The 19244-nt window shown below is 31.0% G+C and carries 22 protein-coding genes, 2 tRNA genes and 1 pseudogene; 17 read left to right on the forward strand and 8 right to left on the reverse strand.

Annotation, left to right across the window (positions count from 1 at the left end; genetic code table 11):
• The first annotated feature begins 8 nt into the window (after positions 1-8).
• From GCU34_RS06625 to GCU34_RS06645, 5 genes are all read left to right on the forward strand, one after another.
• A complete protein-coding gene (locus tag GCU34_RS06625; RefSeq protein WP_072784952.1) occupies positions 9-965 on the forward strand; it encodes a D-2-hydroxyacid dehydrogenase in 957 nt (318 codons plus the stop codon).
• A gap of 137 nt (positions 966-1102) precedes the next feature.
• On the forward strand, positions 1103-1741 hold the full coding sequence (locus tag GCU34_RS06630) for a DUF937 domain-containing protein (protein WP_072784954.1): 639 nt from the start codon (positions 1103-1105) through the stop codon (positions 1739-1741).
• An 82-nt stretch (positions 1742-1823) separates the two neighbouring features.
• Positions 1824-2258 carry a DUF6146 family protein gene (locus GCU34_RS06635; RefSeq protein WP_072784956.1) on the forward strand — a complete coding sequence of 145 codons (435 nt, stop codon included), beginning with the start codon at positions 1824-1826 and terminating at the stop codon, positions 2256-2258.
• Positions 2259-2262: 4 nt separating this feature from the next.
• A complete protein-coding gene (locus tag GCU34_RS06640; RefSeq protein WP_072785121.1) occupies positions 2263-2595 on the forward strand; it encodes a DUF6787 family protein in 333 nt (110 codons plus the stop codon).
• 53 nt (positions 2596-2648) lie between these two features.
• Positions 2649-3038, forward strand: a complete 390-nt coding sequence (locus tag GCU34_RS06645; protein ID WP_072784957.1) for a hypothetical protein — start codon at positions 2649-2651, stop codon at positions 3036-3038.
• A gap of 457 nt (positions 3039-3495) precedes the next feature.
• On the opposite strand, the gene GCU34_RS06650 is transcribed toward GCU34_RS06645, so the two are convergent.
• Complete coding sequence (locus GCU34_RS06650; RefSeq protein ID WP_072784959.1) at positions 3496-3798, reverse strand: hypothetical protein; 303 nt, start codon at positions 3796-3798, stop codon at positions 3496-3498.
• A 53-nt stretch (positions 3799-3851) separates the two neighbouring features.
• Positions 3852-4490, reverse strand: a complete 639-nt coding sequence (msrA, locus tag GCU34_RS06655; protein WP_072784960.1) for a peptide-methionine (S)-S-oxide reductase MsrA — start codon at positions 4488-4490, stop codon at positions 3852-3854.
• A gap of 146 nt (positions 4491-4636) precedes the next feature.
• Here msrA and GCU34_RS06660 point away from each other — a divergent pair, with 146 nt between their 5' ends.
• The 12 genes from GCU34_RS06660 to GCU34_RS06710 all read left to right on the forward strand — a co-directional run bounded on the left by GCU34_RS06660 (position 4637) and on the right by GCU34_RS06710 (position 14583).
• Positions 4637-5296 (forward strand): ABC transporter ATP-binding protein, encoded by a 660-nt coding sequence (locus tag GCU34_RS06660; protein WP_072784962.1) that lies wholly within the window; start codon positions 4637-4639, stop codon positions 5294-5296.
• Positions 5297-5457: 161 nt separating this feature from the next.
• A complete protein-coding gene (locus GCU34_RS06665; protein ID WP_072784964.1) occupies positions 5458-6222 on the forward strand; it encodes a TIGR02757 family protein in 765 nt (254 codons plus the stop codon).
• A 122-nt stretch (positions 6223-6344) separates the two neighbouring features.
• Complete coding sequence (locus GCU34_RS06670; RefSeq protein ID WP_072784966.1) at positions 6345-6503, forward strand: DUF1328 family protein; 159 nt, start codon at positions 6345-6347, stop codon at positions 6501-6503.
• Positions 6504-6641: 138 nt separating this feature from the next.
• A complete protein-coding gene (locus tag GCU34_RS06675) occupies positions 6642-7544 on the forward strand; it encodes an ABC transporter ATP-binding protein (RefSeq protein WP_072784968.1) in 903 nt (300 codons plus the stop codon).
• Between the two features lie 4 nt (positions 7545-7548).
• Complete coding sequence (locus GCU34_RS06680; protein ID WP_072784969.1) at positions 7549-8397, forward strand: ABC transporter permease; 849 nt, start codon at positions 7549-7551, stop codon at positions 8395-8397.
• Positions 8398-8413: 16 nt separating this feature from the next.
• Positions 8414-10435, forward strand: a complete 2022-nt coding sequence (locus tag GCU34_RS06685; protein ID WP_072784971.1) for a choice-of-anchor L domain-containing protein — start codon at positions 8414-8416, stop codon at positions 10433-10435.
• A 1-nt stretch (position 10436) separates the two neighbouring features.
• Entirely contained in the window at positions 10437-10808 is a 372-nt protein-coding gene (gene crcB / locus GCU34_RS06690) for a fluoride efflux transporter CrcB (protein WP_227658755.1), read from the forward strand.
• A gap of 4 nt (positions 10809-10812) precedes the next feature.
• The gene (locus GCU34_RS06695; RefSeq protein ID WP_072784973.1) at positions 10813-11826 is read left to right on the forward strand and encodes a DHH family phosphoesterase; all 1014 of its coding nucleotides are present in this window, start codon (positions 10813-10815) and stop codon (positions 11824-11826) included.
• A complete protein-coding gene (locus GCU34_RS13910) occupies positions 11827-12021 on the forward strand; it encodes an FKBP-type peptidyl-prolyl cis-trans isomerase (protein ID WP_227658756.1) in 195 nt (64 codons plus the stop codon).
• Positions 12022-12050: 29 nt separating this feature from the next.
• A complete protein-coding gene (locus tag GCU34_RS06700; protein WP_262884258.1) occupies positions 12051-12377 on the forward strand; it encodes an FKBP-type peptidyl-prolyl cis-trans isomerase in 327 nt (108 codons plus the stop codon).
• A gap of 1 nt (position 12378) precedes the next feature.
• Positions 12379-13500 (forward strand): peptidylprolyl isomerase, encoded by a 1122-nt coding sequence (locus GCU34_RS06705; protein WP_072784976.1) that lies wholly within the window; start codon positions 12379-12381, stop codon positions 13498-13500.
• Between the two features lie 3 nt (positions 13501-13503).
• On the forward strand, positions 13504-14583 hold the full coding sequence (locus GCU34_RS06710; protein WP_084656978.1) for a peptidylprolyl isomerase: 1080 nt from the start codon (positions 13504-13506) through the stop codon (positions 14581-14583).
• 29 nt (positions 14584-14612) lie between these two features.
• Here GCU34_RS06710 and GCU34_RS06715 read toward each other — a convergent pair whose 3' ends face one another.
• The 6 genes and pseudogenes from GCU34_RS06715 to proS form a co-directional block, all read right to left on the reverse strand.
• On the reverse strand, positions 14613-15050 hold the full coding sequence (locus tag GCU34_RS06715) for a hypothetical protein (RefSeq protein ID WP_072784978.1): 438 nt from the start codon (positions 15048-15050) through the stop codon (positions 14613-14615).
• Positions 15051-15153: 103 nt separating this feature from the next.
• A complete protein-coding gene (typA, locus tag GCU34_RS06720; RefSeq protein ID WP_072784980.1) occupies positions 15154-16953 on the reverse strand; it encodes a translational GTPase TypA in 1800 nt (599 codons plus the stop codon).
• Between the two features lie 135 nt (positions 16954-17088).
• Complete coding sequence (rpsT, locus tag GCU34_RS06725; RefSeq protein ID WP_072784982.1) at positions 17089-17340, reverse strand: 30S ribosomal protein S20; 252 nt, start codon at positions 17338-17340, stop codon at positions 17089-17091.
• Between the two features lie 160 nt (positions 17341-17500).
• Positions 17501-17572: transfer RNA gene (locus tag GCU34_RS06730), tRNA-Glu, on the reverse strand.
• Positions 17573-17586: 14 nt separating this feature from the next.
• A tRNA-Glu gene (locus tag GCU34_RS06735) sits at positions 17587-17658 on the reverse strand.
• A 78-nt stretch (positions 17659-17736) separates the two neighbouring features.
• Positions 17737-19211 (reverse strand): annotated as a pseudogene (proS, locus tag GCU34_RS06740) (proline--tRNA ligase).
• Positions 19212-19244: the final 33 nt, after the last annotated feature.

The following is a 19244-nucleotide window of genomic DNA, read 5'->3' on the forward strand; positions in this document are numbered from 1 at the left end:
TATATAAAATGAAAGTATTAGCAAACGACGGAATTTCTACAGCAGGTATTAAAGTTTTAGAAAAAGCCGGATTTGAAGTAATTACAACAAAGGTTGCACAAGAGCAAGTTGCCAATTTTATTAACACACATAATGTAGCTGTTTTACTTGTAAGAAGTGCTACAAAAGTTAGAAAAGATATTATTGATGCTTGCCCAGGATTAAAAATTATTGGTCGTGGTGGTGTTGGTATGGATAATATCGATGTAGATTATGCAAGACAAAATGGTAAACACGTTATCAATACACCTGCTTCATCATCTGAATCTGTAGCAGAGTTAGTTTTTGCTCATTTATTTTCAGGTGTACGTTTCTTACACGATTCTAATAGAAATATGCCTCTTGAAGGGGAAACAAACTTCAACGGACTTAAAAAAGCATATGGTGAAGGAATAGAATTACGTGGTAAAACATTAGGAATTATTGGTTTTGGTCGCATCGGACAAGCAGTTGCTAAAATGGCTTTAGGTTTAGGAATGCGCGTAATTGCTGCTGATAAATTTGTAAGCGAAGCAGTAATTAGAGTTGATTTTTATAACGGGCAGTATATTAATGTTGACATTAAAACAGAACCCCTAGAAGACGTATTTAAACACTCTGATTTTATTACCATACATGTTCCAGCTCAAAATGGATATGTAATTGGAAGAGAAGAATTAATGATGATGAAAGACAATGTAGGTATTGTTAATGCATCTCGTGGTGGCGTTGTAGATGAAGTAGCATTAGTTGAAGCTTTAGACGAAGGTAAAGTTTTATTTGCTGGTTTAGATGTTTTTGAAAACGAACCAACTCCAGCTATCAAAGTATTAATGAATCCAAAAATTTCATTAACACCACATATTGGTGCTGCTACAAATGAAGCACAAGACAGAATTGGAACTGAATTAGCAGAACAAATTATTAGTCTTCTTAAAAACGAATAATTTACTGTAATCCATACAATTTAAAACGAGTAGATTTTCCCTACTCGTTTTTTTTTGAAATAATAACTTTAAATGTTTATAAACCTGTTTTATTTTTTGTAATTTTAAAATTCTGTAACTTATAAAATCATTACAAAATGAGCGGAATTTTAGACTTAGTAAATAGCGATTTAGGAAAACAATTAATCGATAATATTTCAGAACAAACAGGAATTGATAAAAGTAAAGCTTCTGATGTTGTTTCATCTAGTGTTCCTGAACTTCTAGGAGCAATGCAAGGTAATATGCTATCAGGGGACGGAGCATCAGGTTTATTAAAAGCTCTAACAAGTGGAAAACACGACGGGAGTATTTTAGATAATCTAGGTGGATTTTTAAATGGTGGCGATTTTTCCGATGGAAATAAAATTTTAGGTCACGTTTTAGGAGATAAACTAAGTGCTGTTGAAACGGGAATTAGTAGTAAAACTGGCGTAGATAGCAGTATTATTTCTAAAATTTTACCCATGTTGGCTCCTATCATTATGGGATATTTAGGAAAACAAACTAAAAGTGGTAAAGTATCTAGTGCAACTGATTTAGGTGGACTTCTTGGTGGTTTATTAACAAGTGCTACAAGCGGAAATTCTTCTGGAGGGTTAGGAAGCAGCATTTTAACTTCTGCTTTAGATCAAAATGGAGACGGAAAATTAGACGCAAGTGATGCTATTGCTGCAGTTACAAAGAAAAAAGGTGGTTTAGGCGGACTTTTAGGTGGTTTATTTGGAAAAAAATAAATTCTTATAAATAAAATATTGTTAAAAGCATCGATTAAGTCGGTGCTTTTTTTTATCTTTAACTGTTCTAAATAACAACTTTTTGAAAGTTTATTTTTACATATTCTCCATTTTTTTTGCACTACTCTTTTCGTGCAATTCTAATAAAACCGTTCAAAATGAAACGGAAAGTAAAACTATTTTAACAAGTGATACTGTAAGAATTGCTAATGATGAAATTGAATATGAAGTTGTGGTTATAGATCCAGGATTTACATCTTGGTTTAATGGTCACGCAAAACCAAAAGGATTTTATAATCAAAGTTATTTAGAAGCTAGAAATATTTTTTGGGTAACCGAATGGAACAGAAGAGTTTTACTTCCTATGCAATATGATCCTAATTTATATACCATGTTGATTAATTACGAATCGGGTATTGATTATGGTTACGAAGTAAACTACATGATTTATAACTATTTGGTTTATTTTCAATTGACAAACAATCAAAAATTAGGAGGATTTTCGCCACGTTTATAAAATGATGAAGAAATTAAAAGAACGCTGGAATGTAACCAGTAACTTTCAGTTAGTTGTAATTTTTATAGTTTTTGCCATAACCGGATTTAGTTCTTTAAAACTTGCTGTTCCTTTTATGCAATTTATTGGCTTAACAGACGATGTAATTCCTCATTGGCTTTATCGTGTATTACGTCTAATCTTAATTTTTCCTATTTACCAAGTTCTTCTCGTAACTATTGGATCTGTTTTGGGTCAATTTAAATTCTTTTGGTGGTTCGAAAAAAAGATGCTTCGCAGTATGAAACTTGGCTTTATTGCTGATTTTTTAGATCAGAAGTTTAAAAATAAGCCATAACATTTTTGTCTTGGTTTTATCCTTACTATTGTAAACAATTTTAATTTTTCAAAATGAATTATAAAAATTTTCTTTTAATATTATTATTTTCAATTATTACAGCAAATGCTCAAAAAAGAGAAATTAATGCTGAAATTATTAATTTTAATAATGATACAATTAAAACAATAATGATGGTTCGTGTTAATTTATTTAATAATTTAATGATAAATGAATTAAGTTTCATTAAAAAAATTACAACAATTGATACTACAGGAAACAAAACAAATATACCAGCTAAGCTAATAAAAAAATTAACGTTTGCTGATTTTGCAAATAGAGTTAGAACTTTTAAATACGATGGGAAGAAACAACTGTTGGAAATAATTTATGATGGAAAACATAAAGCGTTTGTCACTTACGCTGCAAATCCATATGATGGATCAATAGTTTCATATATATAGATTTTTATAATACCGAAGGTAAAAGAATTAAAGTCGGTGCCTTTAAAACTTCGAAATCTGCTTTAAAAAAAGTTGTTCAAACTAGACCTGATTTAGTCAAATTTATTGATAAATCTAATTTAACTCATTATGAAGTTATTAGGCATGTCCTATCAGAGTTGGATAAAGATTTTTAAAAAAATTGGTTTTTAGTTATATTTTTAATGGCTGGGTGTGTTGTGTTTTGCTGCTATTTTAAATCCGTAGACCGTTACAAATTAATTCAATAATAGAAATAATAATACTTTCTTTAATTTTAATTACAGTAGGATTTTTCTAATGCCTTTCACAATGTAATAAAATTTAAAGCCAAAAATTGAAATAAAAAGAGAAAGAAATAGTAATATGGGAGTTTTAATATTTAAACAATTATAACATTGAATTGCACTTAAAAAAAGCGACTTTCTAGTCGCTTTTTTTATGGTTCTCTCTTTATAACATAAGTATAAATCCAAGTTAGTGTAAATGTGGGAACAAAATCAAGTCCGGGTAAGACTTCTTCAATGAAACCAATAATTCCGGCAACTTTACCTGTTGTTCCTTTAAACATTGCTACCAAAAGTAATCCTGAAATTGGTGCCCAAACAACATCGGTCACTTCAGCCAATAAAGGCACAATGTAAGACATCATTCCTATTAAATCAAAAATGATACTTAAAACAAGTTTTGCTTTTTTATTTGTTGGTTTTGAAACCGTTTCTACTTGAACTTCTTGCGTCATGAATTAAAAGTTTAAGGTTTATGTCTAAAATTTAAGCAAATACTACGCCAAAATTATTTCAACTTAGATTGATAATATTTACGCAATTTTTCAAGTTTTGGAGCAATTACCATTTGGCAATAACCTTGTTGCGAATTTTGACTGTAATAATCTTGGTGGTAATCTTCTGCAGCATAAAATTCGGTAGCAGGTGACACTTTGGTAACAATTGGTTTGCTATATAATTGTTCATTTTCAATAAACTTGATGTAATTTTCGGCTTTTGTTTTTTGTGCTTCCGAATAATAAAAAATTTCACTTCTATATTGTGTTCCCACATCAGCTCCTTGCCTATTTAAAGTTGTAGGATCATGTGTTCCAAAGAAAACTTCCAACAAATCTTCATAAGCAACTTGTGTTGGATTAAATGTAATTTGAATTGCTTCTGCATGACCAGTTTCCCCGCTACAAACTTCTCTATAAGTTGGATTTTTAGTTTTTCCGCCAATATAACCCGATGTTACTTTTTCTACACCTTTAATTTCTTGAAAAATTGCTTCGGTACACCAAAAACAACCACCAGCAAAAGTCGCTACTTCTTTTCCACTTTGTATTTCCATTTTTATTGGTTCTTTAAATTCTTGAACAGTATATTTTTTCTCTTTCGCTTGACAGCTCACTAATAAAATTAAAGATAAAACTAATTTTTCCATAACTACTTTCTTTATTTATCAATCCACTTTTAAGGCTTACTTAACTTCCATTTTATAACTCAAAATTACGTTTTAAAAGACGTTATGAATGTTATTTAGCTAACATTTAGCATAAAAATAACAAAAAACTTTGTTTCTTTGTAAACATGATAGAGGCTTTTAATATTCATAAAAACTACGACGATTTACACGTTTTAAAAGGTGTAAATTTACATATTAAAAAAGGAGAAATTGTTTCAATTGTGGGCGCTTCGGGTGCAGGTAAAACTACACTTTTGCAAATTTTAGGAACGCTTGACAAACCTGCAAAAAACAACGATTCTAATTTAAGTATTAACGGAGTTAATATCCTAAAACTTTCTGATAAAGAATTATCAAAATTTAGAAATCAGCAATTAGGTTTTATTTTTCAATTTCACCAACTTTTACCTGAATTTACAGCTTTAGAAAATGTTTGCATTCCTGGTTTTATTGCAAATAGAAACAAAAAAGAATTAGAACAAGAAGCCGAAAAATTATTAGAATATCTTGGACTTTCACATAGAATACATCATAAACCTAGTGAACTTTCTGGTGGAGAACAACAACGTGTTGCAGTAGCAAGAGCTTTAATTAACAAGCCTGCTGTTATTTTTGCCGATGAACCTTCTGGAAATTTAGACACACATACGGCCGAAAATTTACACCAACTGTTTTTTAAATTGCGTGATGAATTTGGTCAAACATTCGTAATTGTAACACACAATGAAGAATTAGCCGAAATGGCAGATCGAAAAATTACAATGATTGATGGGAATATTATTTAATAAGTAAAAAAATTAAAGACAAAAGTCAAAAGTTGTTATTGTTAAGAATCGAAGAAATCTTAATAAATTTAAAATTTTTAATAAATATTTGCGATTTCTTGTAATAAATCTAAACTTTCTAATTAACTCCTCGACTCCGCTCGAAGTGACAAAAAAATAAAATGACAAAAAACGAATTAAAAGAATTTTTAGACGAAAAAGTTGAATTATACAATCGTACAGATTTTATAGAAACTGATCCTATACAAATTCCGCATTTATTTTCTGCCAAAGAAGATATTGAAATTGCATCGTTTTTAACTTCTACTTTGGCTTGGGGAAATCGCAAAATGATTATCAACAGTGGCACAAAGCTCATGAATGTTTTAGGAAATTCGCCTTACGATTTTGTACTTTCTCATAACAACGAACAACTTGAAAAACTGGACACTTTTGTTCACAGAACTTTTAATAACGAAGACGCTAAAACTTTTATAAAAGCACTTCAAAATATATATTTGAATCATGGCGGACTTGAAAAAGTCTTTGCGCAACACCAAAATCAAAAAGATCAAACGGAAAGTATCTCTAACTTTAAAAAAGTCTTTTTCGAAATAGAACACCAACCGAGAACTACAAAACATGTTTCTGATCCTTTGAATAATTCTGCTGCAAAAAGGCTGAACATGATGTTAAGATGGCTCGTGAGAAAAGACAATAAAGGAGTCGATTTTGGCATATGGAATTCTATTTCAACCGCTCACCTATCTTGTCCTTTAGATGTTCACTCTGGAAATGTAGCGCGCAAATTAGGTTTACTTACTCGTAAACAAAATGATGCAAAAGCCTTAGCTGAACTGGATACTAACCTAAGATTACTAGATAATCAAGATCCTGTTAAATACGATTTTGCCTTGTTTGGACTTGGTGTATTTGAAGGTTTTTAACTTCTTACCTTAATATTTTATAACAATACGTTGTAATCCTGTAACACGTAACTTAGCCTTGTACTCTAACTTTGTAATATCAAATTAGAAAAACAATTTATTAACTATAAAAACAAAAAGCTATGTTACGTTGGACAATCATATTCATAATACTTGCATTAGTTGCCGGAGTTTTAGGTTTCGGTGGTATTGCAGCCGGAGCAGCAGAAATTGCTAAAATATTATTCTTCATTTTTATTATTTTATTCATTTTATCGATAATAAGAGGAAGAAAAGTTTAAGAAATAAAATATCTCATATAGTTTAGTTAGGTTAAGTTTGTAAAAAAGCACGTGTATTTTATGCGTGCTTTTTTGTTTGTAACAAATTATTTTATTGGTCGTCTTATCTTATGATGTTTAAAATTAAACTACAATCATTTGGAAACAATACTTAGCATTCAAAACTTAAACAAAATCTACGGTAGAAAAGTTCATGCTGTTAAAGATTTATCATTTGAAATTCAAAAAGGAAATGTTTACGGAATTTTAGGGCCAAATGGTTCTGGAAAATCTACAACGCTAGGAATTGTTCTAAATGTTGTAAATAAAACTTCGGGCGAATTTCAATGGTTTAATGGAAATCTTGATACACATCAAGCACTTAAAAAAGTTGGTGCTATTATAGAAAGACCAAATTTTTATCCTTACATGACTGCCGAAGAAAATTTGCAGTTGGTTTGTAAAATTAAAGGAATTCCGTATGCTAAAGTTGAAGAGAAATTAACATTAGTTGGACTTATCGAAAGAAAAGACAGCAAATTCAGAACATTTTCTTTAGGAATGAAACAACGTTTAGCTATTGCATCTGCCCTACTTAATGATCCTGAAATTTTAATTTTAGACGAACCCACAAACGGTCTCGACCCTCAAGGAATTAGACAAATTCGCGATTTAATTAAAATAATTGCTGCTCAAGGAACTACAATTTTATTAGCATCTCACCTTTTAGATGAAGTAGAAAAAGTTTGTAGTCATGTAGTCGTTTTACAAAAGGGAGTTATGTTATATCAAGGAAGCGTTCATGGAATGGTTTCAAACGAAGGTTTCTTCGAATTAGAAGCAAACGACATGACAAAACTTGAGCTTGAAATGCAACAACATCAATCAGTAGAAAAAATTGTATTCGAAGATGGCAAATTGATGGTGTATTTGAAATCAAATTTAGATGCCGCTGAACTGAATTCTTATTTAATTTCAAAAGGAATTGTTTTGAATCATCTTGTAAAAAGAAAACACAGTTTAGAGGAGCAATTTTTACAATTAACCAATCATCAATCTTAATTTTATGTATCGTTTACTTTCTATAGAATTCCAAAAAATATTCAAAAACCGAATTAGTAAAATATTGGTTATCATTTATTTTTCATTGCTTTTATTACTTTTTTTAATTAGTAATATTGAGTTTGAATTATTTGGTATTCCAATTAGAATCGCCGATCAAGGAATTTTTAATTTTCCATTCATTTGGCATTTTAATACTTATGTAGCCGATTATTTTAAAATTTTCTTTGCCGTTGTAATTGTTTCCATGATGGCCAATGAATATACTTATGGAACGCTTAAACAAAATTTAATTGATGGTTTTACAAAAAAGGAAGTCATCTTGAGTAAATTCTTGAGTATTATTGTTTTCTCATTTATTTCGACAATTTTAGTTTTTGCCATAACCTTATTTTTAGGACTCCGATTTTCATCGTATGACGAACCATCAATTATATTTTCTCAGTTAGAATATGTTTTAGGATATTTTATAAAATTAGTAGCCTTCTTTTCTTTCTGTTTATTCTTAAGTGTTCTTATAAAACGTTCAGCTTTTGCTTTAGGATTTTTAATCTTTTGGTACATTTTCGAATTTTTAAGCCATGGAATTATAAAATATGTATTCTTAAAAGAGAAAGAAAAAACGGATACTTTAGTCGATAAAATTTATGATTTCTTCCCTTTTGAATCGATGTCAAATATTGTTGTGGAACCTTATACAAGAGTCAATTTTATAAAAACTATTGGAACACAAGTAGGAATGGGAAATTTAAAAGATTATAGCGTTCATTTTTCATCTATTCTAATTGTACTTTGCTGGATATTTATTTTTATTTTCTCGTCTTATCAATTGCTAAAAAGAAGAGATTTGTAGTATCTTTGCCGATGCTATGAAAGTTAAACATATTATATATTTTTTCGCTATTCTACAGTGGCAATTTGGAATTTCTCAATACATTGCCGTAGATAATACGTATACTGCAGAAAACTTAGTAAAGCAAGTGCTATTTAATAACTCTTGTGGAAATGTTACTAATGTATCGGTATCAGGAGGAAATTGGGGAAATGGACAACAAAGTTGGGGACGTTTTGATGCAAATGGATCATCTTTCCCTTTTCAAGATGGAATTATTTTAAGTACTGGAAAAATTGACAATGCTGTTGGACCAAACACCACACTTTCTGATGATGGAAACAATATGGGATGGAACGGTGATACAGATTTAAATCAAGCTTTAAATATTTCTAATTCGATTAACGCAACAACTTTAGAATTTGATTTTACACCACTAGGTAATCATATCAGTTTCCAATATATTTTCTCTTCAGAAGAATATCACGGAAACGCTCCTTGTAATTATTCTGATGGTTTTGCGTTCTTACTGAAGGAAGTTGGCACTTCAAATTATCAAAATTTGGCCCTTATTCCTGGAACAAATATTCCTGTAAAAGTAACATCAGTTCATCCTAATATTCCTGGAGCTTGTGGTCCGCAAAATGAACAATATTTTGATGCTTTCAATGGTACAAATCATCCAACAAATTATAACGGGCAAACTGTAGTTTTAACTGCTGAAGCAAATGTTGTTGCTGGACAAGTTTATCATATTAAGTTAGTTATTGCTGACGAAGGAAATTTCCGATACGATTCAGCTATTTTCTTAAAAGGAGGAAGTTTTACATTTGATTTTGATTTAGGAGACGATAGAACTATTGCAAATGAAAATCCGGTTTGTTTTGATGAAACTGTTACTTTAGACGGAACAAGTTTTAGTACTACTACTTATCAATGGTATTTTAATAACAACATCATTCCTGGTGAAACAAACAGTACTTTAACTTTAAATCCGCCTTACAACACTTTAGCAAACGGATTATATTCGGTTATTGTAGATGCAGGAGATCCTTGTGAAAGAAGAGGTGATATTAATTTAGATTTTTCAGAGGATTTACAAGCAGTTGACAATACTTTTGTAAAATGTGATGACGATCAAACACAAGATGGCTTCGCTCAAATTACGGCTACTGAAATTGCATCAATTATTAGTAATTTGTTCCCAACGCTACCTTCAAATTACAACGTGGCCTTATTTGCAAACCCTACGGATACAACTCCAATTGCTATTCCTTATACAAATAATACTGCTTTTACCGAGACTTTATATGCTAAAATAACCAACTTCAATTGTTATGCAAATAATGCGTTTCCGGTTAATATTAGTATTCAAACTTTTGGGGAAGTAATTAATGATGAAACAATTGGACTTTGTGCAGGAAATACAGCTGTACTTCAGGCAAATTTAGGTTATACTTATTTGTGGAATACAGGTGAAACCACTTCTTCAATATCGGTAACTTCTGCAGGAACTTATAGTGTTGTTCTAACGAATGCAAATTCTTGTACACAAACTAAAACTTTTACAGTTATTGGTTCCCAAATTGCAACACTTATTGATATCATCACAACAGATTTTGAAGATAATAATACAGCAGAAATTGTGGTTTCAGCGGGTGGCGATTATGAGTTTTCATTAAACGGAATAGACTATCAAGATAGCTCAATATTTTATAATTTAGGCGAAGGACAATACACTGTTTTTGTAAACGATAAAAATGGTTGTGGACAAATTAGTGCGACTTTTTATATTTTAAATTATCCGAAATTCTTTTCGCCTAATAATGATGGTTATAACGATGAATGGACAATTAAAAATTTAGATAAAAAAGGACTTCTAGCAAGTAAAATTTATATATTTGACCGATTTGGTAAGTTAATCCAACAAATTATTCCTGGAGAAAAAGGTTGGAACGGAACTTATAATGGTAAGAAAATACCAGCCGATGATTATTGGTTCATTTTAGAATTAGCAAACGGAGAAACCATAAAAGGTCACTTTGCATTATTAAGATAATATGATAAAGAGTTTACTTTTTGTTGCTTTAGGTGGAGGTTTAGGAAGTGTTTTACGATATTTAGCAAATGTTACTATTGCAAAAAACCTTCCTGGAAAGTTACACTATGCCACATTTTTAGTAAACATTATTGGTTGTTTGTTAATTGGATTTTTAATTGGATATCTTCAAAAAAGTCAGCCAAATAACGAAACTTTAAAACTACTTTTAGTAACCGGATTTTGTGGAGGTTTTACCACATTTTCTACTTTTGGACTAGAAAATTACTCATTTATACAATCCGATAATTTTATTACAGCTTTAAGCTATACTGCATTGAGTATTATAATTGGAATACTTTTTGTTGGAATCGGAATATATTTAGCGAAATAAATTTATGTTTACATCTTCAGAATTAAACGAGCTAAAATCACTTTTAGCTGAACCAAAAAAAATTACAATTGTTTCACACAGAAATCCAGATGGAGACGCAATGGGTTCTTCTCTAGGTTTACTTCATGTTTTAAAACAATTAAATCACCAAGTAACTTTCATTTCTCCAAATGAATTTCCAGAATTTTTAGCTTGGTTACCCAATTCTAATGATGTTGTAATTTTTGAAAAACAACAAAATGTTGCAGAAGAACTTTTAAAAAGCTCAGATTTAATTTTTACTCTAGATTTTAATGCACTTCATAGAACTGGAGATTTTATGGGTAATTTTATGAAAACTTTATCGAATACTATGGTTTTAATAGATCATCATGAACTTCCAGATGACTATGCAAAATACCTGTTTTCGAACACCAATTATGGTTCTACATGTGAAATGGTATACGATTTTATTAATGCATTAGATTACAATAATTTAATCAATAAAGAAGTTGCAACTTGTATTTACACAGGAATTTTAACCGATTCAGGCGGATTTAGATTTCCGAAAACAACACCAGCAACTCATAGATGTGTAGCACAATTAATTGAACGAGGTGTTAATAATAGTGAAGTGTATAATTTGTTATATGACAATTCTACTTATAACAGATTACAATTATTGGGAAGAGCGCTTCAAAACCTAAAATTACTGCCTGAATTTAACGCTTCGTATATTACCTTATCTCAAGAAGAATTAAATGATTTTAATTACCAAAAAGGTGATACTGAAGGAATCGTAAATTACGGATTAACCATAAAAGATGTATTCATTACAGCAATTTTTATTGAAAATAAAGATGAAGGCATCATAAAAATTTCTTTCCGTTCTCAAGGCGATTATGATGTAAACCAGTTTGCTCGTAAATATTTCAACGGTGGTGGACATATTAACGCAGCTGGAGGAAAATCTTTTTCAAATTTAGAAGAAACTGTAAACCAATTTATTGCTAACTTAGCAAAAGAAAAACAATCTTAAATGAAAAAATTGCTAATTGCCCTTGTAGCAGTATCTATACTTACTTCTTGTTCAAAACAACAAGCAAGAAAACCTGTATCTTATACATCAAACAATTTTATGAAAGAATCAATTGCTAGAAATAAACAATTGATTGCCAATGAAGAAAAATTAATTAGCGATGTCATCAAAAAGACAGCATCAATAGTTATATAGCTTCAAATAAAGGATATTGGTACAAATACATAACAAAAGTTAACGATTCTACTCCATTTCCTAAAAGAGGTGATATTGCTTTTTTTGATTATGAAGTTAAAAATATGTTGAATAAAATTATCTACACAAAAGATGAAAATCGTCCGCAACAATATTATGTAGATAAACAAGAAATGATTACAGGACTACAAGATGGAATTAAATTAATGAAAAAAGGAGAAACTGTAACTTTTCTTTTCCCATCGCACATGGCATTTGGTTACCACGGCGATGATAAAAAAATTGGCTCAAATCAACCCTTAATTTATACCGTTACCCTAAACGATATTAAAATTGACTCTACTAATACCAAATAAAATGAAACACTTAAAACAACTATTAGCAAGTATTTTAGTATTTGCTTCACTTTTATCTTGCAAAAATGAACATACCGATTTAGGCGATGGTATATTTGCTCAAATCAATACGAATAAAGGTGACATTATCGTACAGTTAGAATACGAAAAAGTACCCGTAACAGTAGCTAATTTTGTTTCTCTTGCTGAAGGAAAAAATCCTTTTGTTGAAGAACAATACAAAAGAAAACCCTTTTATGATGGTTTAAAATTTCACCGAGTTATTTCTGTTGCTAACGGAGATAGCGAAGATTTCATGATTCAAGGTGGAGATCCAATGGGAGACGGTTCTGGCGGACCAGGATATCAATTTAAAGATGAATTTCATGCCGATTTAAAACATGATAAAGGTGGAATTTTATCTATGGCAAACGCTGGTCCAGGCACAAATGGTTCTCAGTTTTTTATCACAATAAAAGAAACTCCTTGGTTAGATGGTAAACATACTGTTTTTGGTCACGTTGTAGAAGGTCAAGAAATAATTAATACCATTCTTCAAAATGATGTTATCGAAAAAATAACAATCTTAAGAAATGGAGCTGAAGCTAAAAAATTTGATGCCGTTAAAATCTTCAAAGATTATTATGCTAAAGAAGCCGAAGCAAATAAAATAATGGCAGAAAAATCTAAAGCAGCTAAAGCAGAAAATGTTGCTAGAATTGAAGCTTTAAGAACAAACGGTACAAGAACTCCATCAGGAATTATTTATGAATTCTTAAACAAAGGTGAAGGCAAAAAACCTGCAAATGGAACTAAAGTTTTTATTAATTATGCTGGTTTTCTACAAAGCACTGGCGAATTGTTTGATACTAGTTTCGCAAGTGTTGCAGAAAAATTTGGAAAATTTGATGCTAACAGAGCCGCTCAAAATGGTTACCAACCTTTCCCTTTCACTTATGGTGATAAACAAGGTTTAATTCCAGGTTTTATAGAAGGTATTGAACAAATGTCTTTTGGTGATAAAATATTAGTCTATATTCCTTCAAAATTAGGTTACGGAACTCAAGGTGCTGGAAATGTAATTCCACCAAATAGTGATATTGTTTTTGAAATCGAATTATTAGAAAATCTTCCTAATCCATAAAAAATGAATATTAAAAAATTAATCGTATTATTTTCTTTAGCTTCTATTTTTACATTTGCACAAGCTGTAAAACAAGATGGTTTATTTGCTGAAATAACTACTAATAAAGGTAAAATTTTATTACAACTTGAGTTTGAAAAAACTCCAATTACAGTAGCAAATTTTGTAAGCTTAGCTGAAGGAAAAAATGATTTTGTTTCAGAGAATTTAAAGAAAAAACCTTTTTTCGACGGCTTAAAGTTTCACCGTGTTATTCCAAACTTTATGATACAAGGTGGTGATCCTGCAGGAAATGGCTCTGGTGGACCTGGTTATAAATTTACAGATGAAATTTCTGATTTAAAACATGATAAACCAGGTGTTCTTTCAATGGCAAATGCTGGTGCAGGAACAAATGGTTCTCAATTCTTCATTACACATAAAGACACGCCTTGGTTAGATGGAAAACATACTGTTTTCGGATATGTAGTAACAGGTCAAGAAGTGGTAAATAAAATTCAACAAAATGACGTAATTGAAAAAGTTACGATTATTAGAAATGGTAAATTAGCTAAAAAATTCCATGCTGATAAAGTTTTTAAAGCTTACATGGACGATCAGGCAAACCAAGATAAAATTATTGCGGCTAAAAACGAAGACATTAAAAAGAAACAAGCCGAAGCAATTGAAACTGAACGTAAAGCAAAAGAAACTTTAGAAGCAAAACGTTTAGAAGAAGCTAAAGCAAAAGCTTTAAAAGAATTTGAAGTTGCTACAACAACTCCAAGCGGATTAAAATATATTGTTTTACAAGAAGGCTTAGGTAAGCAACCTTTAGATACAAATATTGTAAAAGTTCATTACACGGGAATGTTTGTAGATGGAAAAGTTTTTGACAGTAGTGTTCAAAGAGGAGAACCAGTTGAATTTCCTTTAAATAAAGTAATCCCAGGTTGGACAGAAGGTGTACAATTGATGAAAGAAGGTGCAAAATATAAATTCTACCTTCCATCAAATTTAGCTTATGGTGAAAGAGGTGCTGGCGGTGTCATTCCACCAAATGCAGATTTAATTTTCGAAGTAGAATTACTTGAAGTAAAATAAACAAAAAACCACGCTAAGCGTGGTTTTTTTTATGCTTTAAACTTCCAATCAAATTCGTCTTGATTATTGAAAACAGCACCAATTTCAATTTTAATTAATTCGTTATAATCAAAATATAAGAAAACCCAATTGTCTTCGTTGAAAAGCATTTCTTCGCCTTCAACAATTTCAGTTTCCCATTTTTCAATTTTATTAGCCCTAAAAAGTTCTAAAACTTCGCTTTTAGATTTTCCTAAAACAGTAGCACCAAAAAATGTAAGTTCACTATTTGAAGTGGTAATATAACCTAATTTAAAATCTTCATCTGCATAAAAAGTAAGCTTCGCTTTTAATTTATTGTAAACCAAAACTACATTTTCATCTTCATCAAAAAACTGAAAATCAGCTTTGCCATAAATTTGCTCTACGTTGTTTTGTTTCATTCCGTATAGCAATTGATCTAATCCAAATTTTAATCTTACTTCCATTTTTAAATTTTTAATAAAGGTAATTATTCTATTTTAAACTTTTCGTTAAAAAAGAAAACCACAACTTTTACATTGTGGTTTCCGATTTTATACTGACTTTTAATTAGTCTATTTTGAAACGTTTACGATCATTTTCGTTCAAATATATTTTACGAAGACGAATAGATTTTGGTGTAACCTCTACATACTCATCTTTTTGAATATATTCTAATGCTTCTTCTAATGTAAACTTAATTGCAGGAACAATTCTAGTTTTATCATCAGCACCAGCAGAACGGAAGTTTGTTAACTGTTTAGTTTTTGTAATATTTACAACCATATCATCACCACGAGAATTCTCTCCTACTACCTGACCTTCGTAAACATCTTCATTTGGGTCTACAAAGAACTTACCTCTTTCTTGTAATTTATTGATTGAATAAGGAATTGCCTTACCATTTTCCATACAAATTAATGAACCGTTAATACGTCCAGGAATTTCTCCTTTGTATGGTTGATATTCAATAAAACGGTGTGTCATAATTGCTTCACCAGCAGTAGCAGTTAACAATTGATTACGTAAACCAATAATACCACGTGAAGGAATATTGAATTTAATAATCATACGCTCACCTTTTGGCTCCATGCTTAACATTTCACCTTTACGAACTGTTACAAATTCAACTGCTCTACCTGAAACATTTTCTGGTAAATCGATAGTTAATTCTTCAACCGGCTCACATTTAATACCGTCAATTTCTTTAATAATAACTTGAGGCTGACCAATTTGAAGTTCGTAACCTTCACGACGCATCGTTTCAATTAAAACTGATAAGTGTAATACACCACGACCAAATACCATGAATTTATCAGCAGAATCAGTTTCATTAACACGTAATGCTAAGTTTTTCTCTAACTCTTTTGTTAAACGATCTTTAATATGACGAGAAGTAACAAATTTACCTTCTTTACCAAAGAAAGGCGAATCGTTAATGGTAAATAACATACTCATTGTTGGCTCATCGATAGCAATTGTTTGTAATGCTTCTGGATTTTCAAAATCAGCAACAGTATCTCCAATATCAAAACCATCTAAACCTACTAATGCACAAATATCTCCAGCTTTAACCGATTCAACTTTTACACGACCTAAACCATCAAATGTATGTAATTCTTTAATTCTTGCTTTAATAACTTTACCATCGCGTTTTACTAAAGAAACTTGTTGATTTTCTTTTAATTCACCACGTTGTAAACGACCAATTGCGATACGACCTGTAAATGAAGAGTAATCTAAAGATGTGATTAATAATTGTGGAGTACCTTCTGAAACTTTTGGAGCTGGAATGTGCTCTAAAACCATATCTAATAAAGGTTCAATGTTTTCAGTTTGATTTTTCCAATCATCACTCATCCAGTTATTTTTTGCCGAACCATAAACTGTTGGAAAATCTAACTGCCATTCTTCTGCACCTAATTCAAACATTAAGTCAAAAACTTTTTCATGTACCTCTTCTGGAGTACAGTTTTCTTTATCAACTTTATTAATTACAACACAAGGTTTTAATCCTAAGCTAATTGCTTTTTGTAATACGAAACGTGTTTGAGGCATAGGACCTTCAAAAGCGTCAACTAATAACAAAACACCATCTGCCATATTTAATACACGCTCTACTTCCCCACCAAAATCGGCGTGGCCTGGAGTATCAATAATGTTGATTTTTGTTCCTTTGTAATTTACTGAAACGTTTTTAGAAACAATTGTAATACCTCTTTCACGCTCAAGGTCATTGTTATCCAAAATTAATTCACCAGTACTTTCATTATCTCTAAAAAGTTGGCAATGGTACATAATTTTATCAACCAAAGTAGTTTTACCGTGGTCAACGTGTGCAATAATAGCAATGTTTCTAATAGAATTCATTCGATGATTTTTTGAAGGTGCAAAAGTACTGTATTTTTTTCAATAATTAGCTATAAATTAAATAGATAATGAAAAAATAACATATAAAAAAAGCTCTCCAATTGGAGAGCTTTGTATTTCTTAACTTAAAACTTCTTATAAAGAAGCTACATGTTTCGTTAACTTAGATTTTAAGTTTGAAGCCTTATTAGCATGAATAATGTTTTTCTTTGCTAATTTGTCAATCATTGAAATAACTGTTGGTAATTTAGCAGTAGCTTCAGCTTTATCAGTTGCAACACGAATAGCTTTAATAGCATTACGAGTTGTTTTGTGCTGATATCTGTTTAATACTCTTTTCTTTTCGTTACTTCTAATTCTTTTTAAAGCTGACTTATGATTTGCCATTTTTAATTCTTTTTAATTGTAATAATTATTAATAAACTATTAGTTTAAAAAAAGAAAAACCTCCCACAATTGTTAAACAATCACTTCAGTTTTAACTAATAAAACAAACCTTAGAGACACTTAATATTTGTTTTATAAAACTATTCACAACTAATTCTAGTAGCCCGTAGGGGAATCGAACCCCTCTTACCAGGATGAAAACCTGGCGTCCTAACCGATAGACGAACGGGCCAGAGAGATATTTTGTAGTCCGTACGGGAATCGAACCCGTGTTACCAGGATGAAAACCTGGCGTCCTAACCCCTAGACGAACGGACCATTATTCTCATTTGCGGTTGCAAAGATACACCTATTTTTTATTCCTGCAATAGGCGCATCAAAAAAAATTAAAAAATTTTAATATGCTTTTGCAAAATACACTCTTCCTTTTGATGGAGCTCCAGTAAATACACAACTTCCCGCCTCTTCAATACGATCTAAAGGGATACAACGAATAGTTGCTTTTGTCAATTCTTTTATCTTTTCTTCAGTTTCTGTAGTACCATCCCAATGCGCTGATACAAAACCTCCTTTACTATCCAAAACCTCTTTAAATTCATCAAAAGAATTCACTTCAGTAATATGTGTATTTCTGTAATCTAATGCTTTTTGAAATAAATTAGTTTGAATCTCTTCTAATAAATTTTGAATATACTCAACAATTCCTTCTTTAGAAACTATTTCTTTTGATAAGGTATCTCTCCTAGCAACTTCATAAGTTCCGTTTTCAAAATCTTTTGGACCAATTGCTAAACGAACTGGCACTCCTTTCAATTCATATTCAGCAAATTTAAATCCTGGACGTTGTGTAACTCTATCATCATATTTAACAGAAATACCTAATTTACGTAATTGCTTAACCAACTCTCCAACTTGATTTGAAATTGCTTCTAACTGTTCTTCTGTTCTATGAATAGGCACTATAACCACTTGAATTGGTGCTAAATTTGGAGGCAAGACTAATCCGTTATCATCAGAATGAGTCATTACTAACGCTCCCATTAAACGAGTAGAAACCCCCATGATGTAGCCCAAACATATTCTTGCTTCCCTTCTTTATTAGCAAACTTAACATCAAAAGCTTTTGCAAAATTTTGTCCTAAAAAGTGAGAAGTACCTGCTTGTAAAGCTTTTCCATCTTGCATTAATGCTTCAATACAATACGTTTCTTCAGCACCTGCAAAACGCTCATTTGCTGTTTTAAATCCTTTAACTACTGGAATTGCCATGAAGTTTTCTGCAAAATCAGCATAAACATTCATCATTTGTTCAGCTTCAGCAATAGCTTCGTCTTTTGTTGCATGAGCTGTATGCCCTTCTTGCCACAAAAACTCTGCAGTACGTAAAAATAAACGCGTACGCATTTCCCAACGTACTACGTTTGCCCATTGGTTTACCAAAATAGGTAAATCTCTGTAGGATTCAATCCATTTTCTATAGGTATCCCAAATGATTGTTTCAGAAGTTGGACGTACAATTAGTTCTTCTTCTAATTTTGCATCCGGATCTACCTCAATAGATTTTCCATCTTCACTTGTTTTTAAACGATAATGAGTAACAACTGCACATTCTTTAGCAAAACCATCAACATGACTAGCTTCTTTACTAAAGTAAGACTTGGGTATAAACAAGGGAAAATAAGCGTTTTGATGTCCTGTTTCTTTGAACATTCTATCTAATTCGGCTTGCATTTTTTCCCAAATTGCATAGCCATATGGTTTAATAACCATACATCCTCTTACTCCTGAATTTTCGGCTAAATCTGCTTTAACCACCAACTCGTTATACCATTTTGAATAGTCCTCTGCTCTTGTTGTTAAGTTCTTGCTCATTATTAATGTTTTGGCATAAATTTTGTTTAACTT

It is taken from the genome of Flavobacterium haoranii, from assembly GCF_009363055.1.
GTDB lineage: Bacteria > Bacteroidota > Bacteroidia > Flavobacteriales > Flavobacteriaceae > Flavobacterium > Flavobacterium haoranii.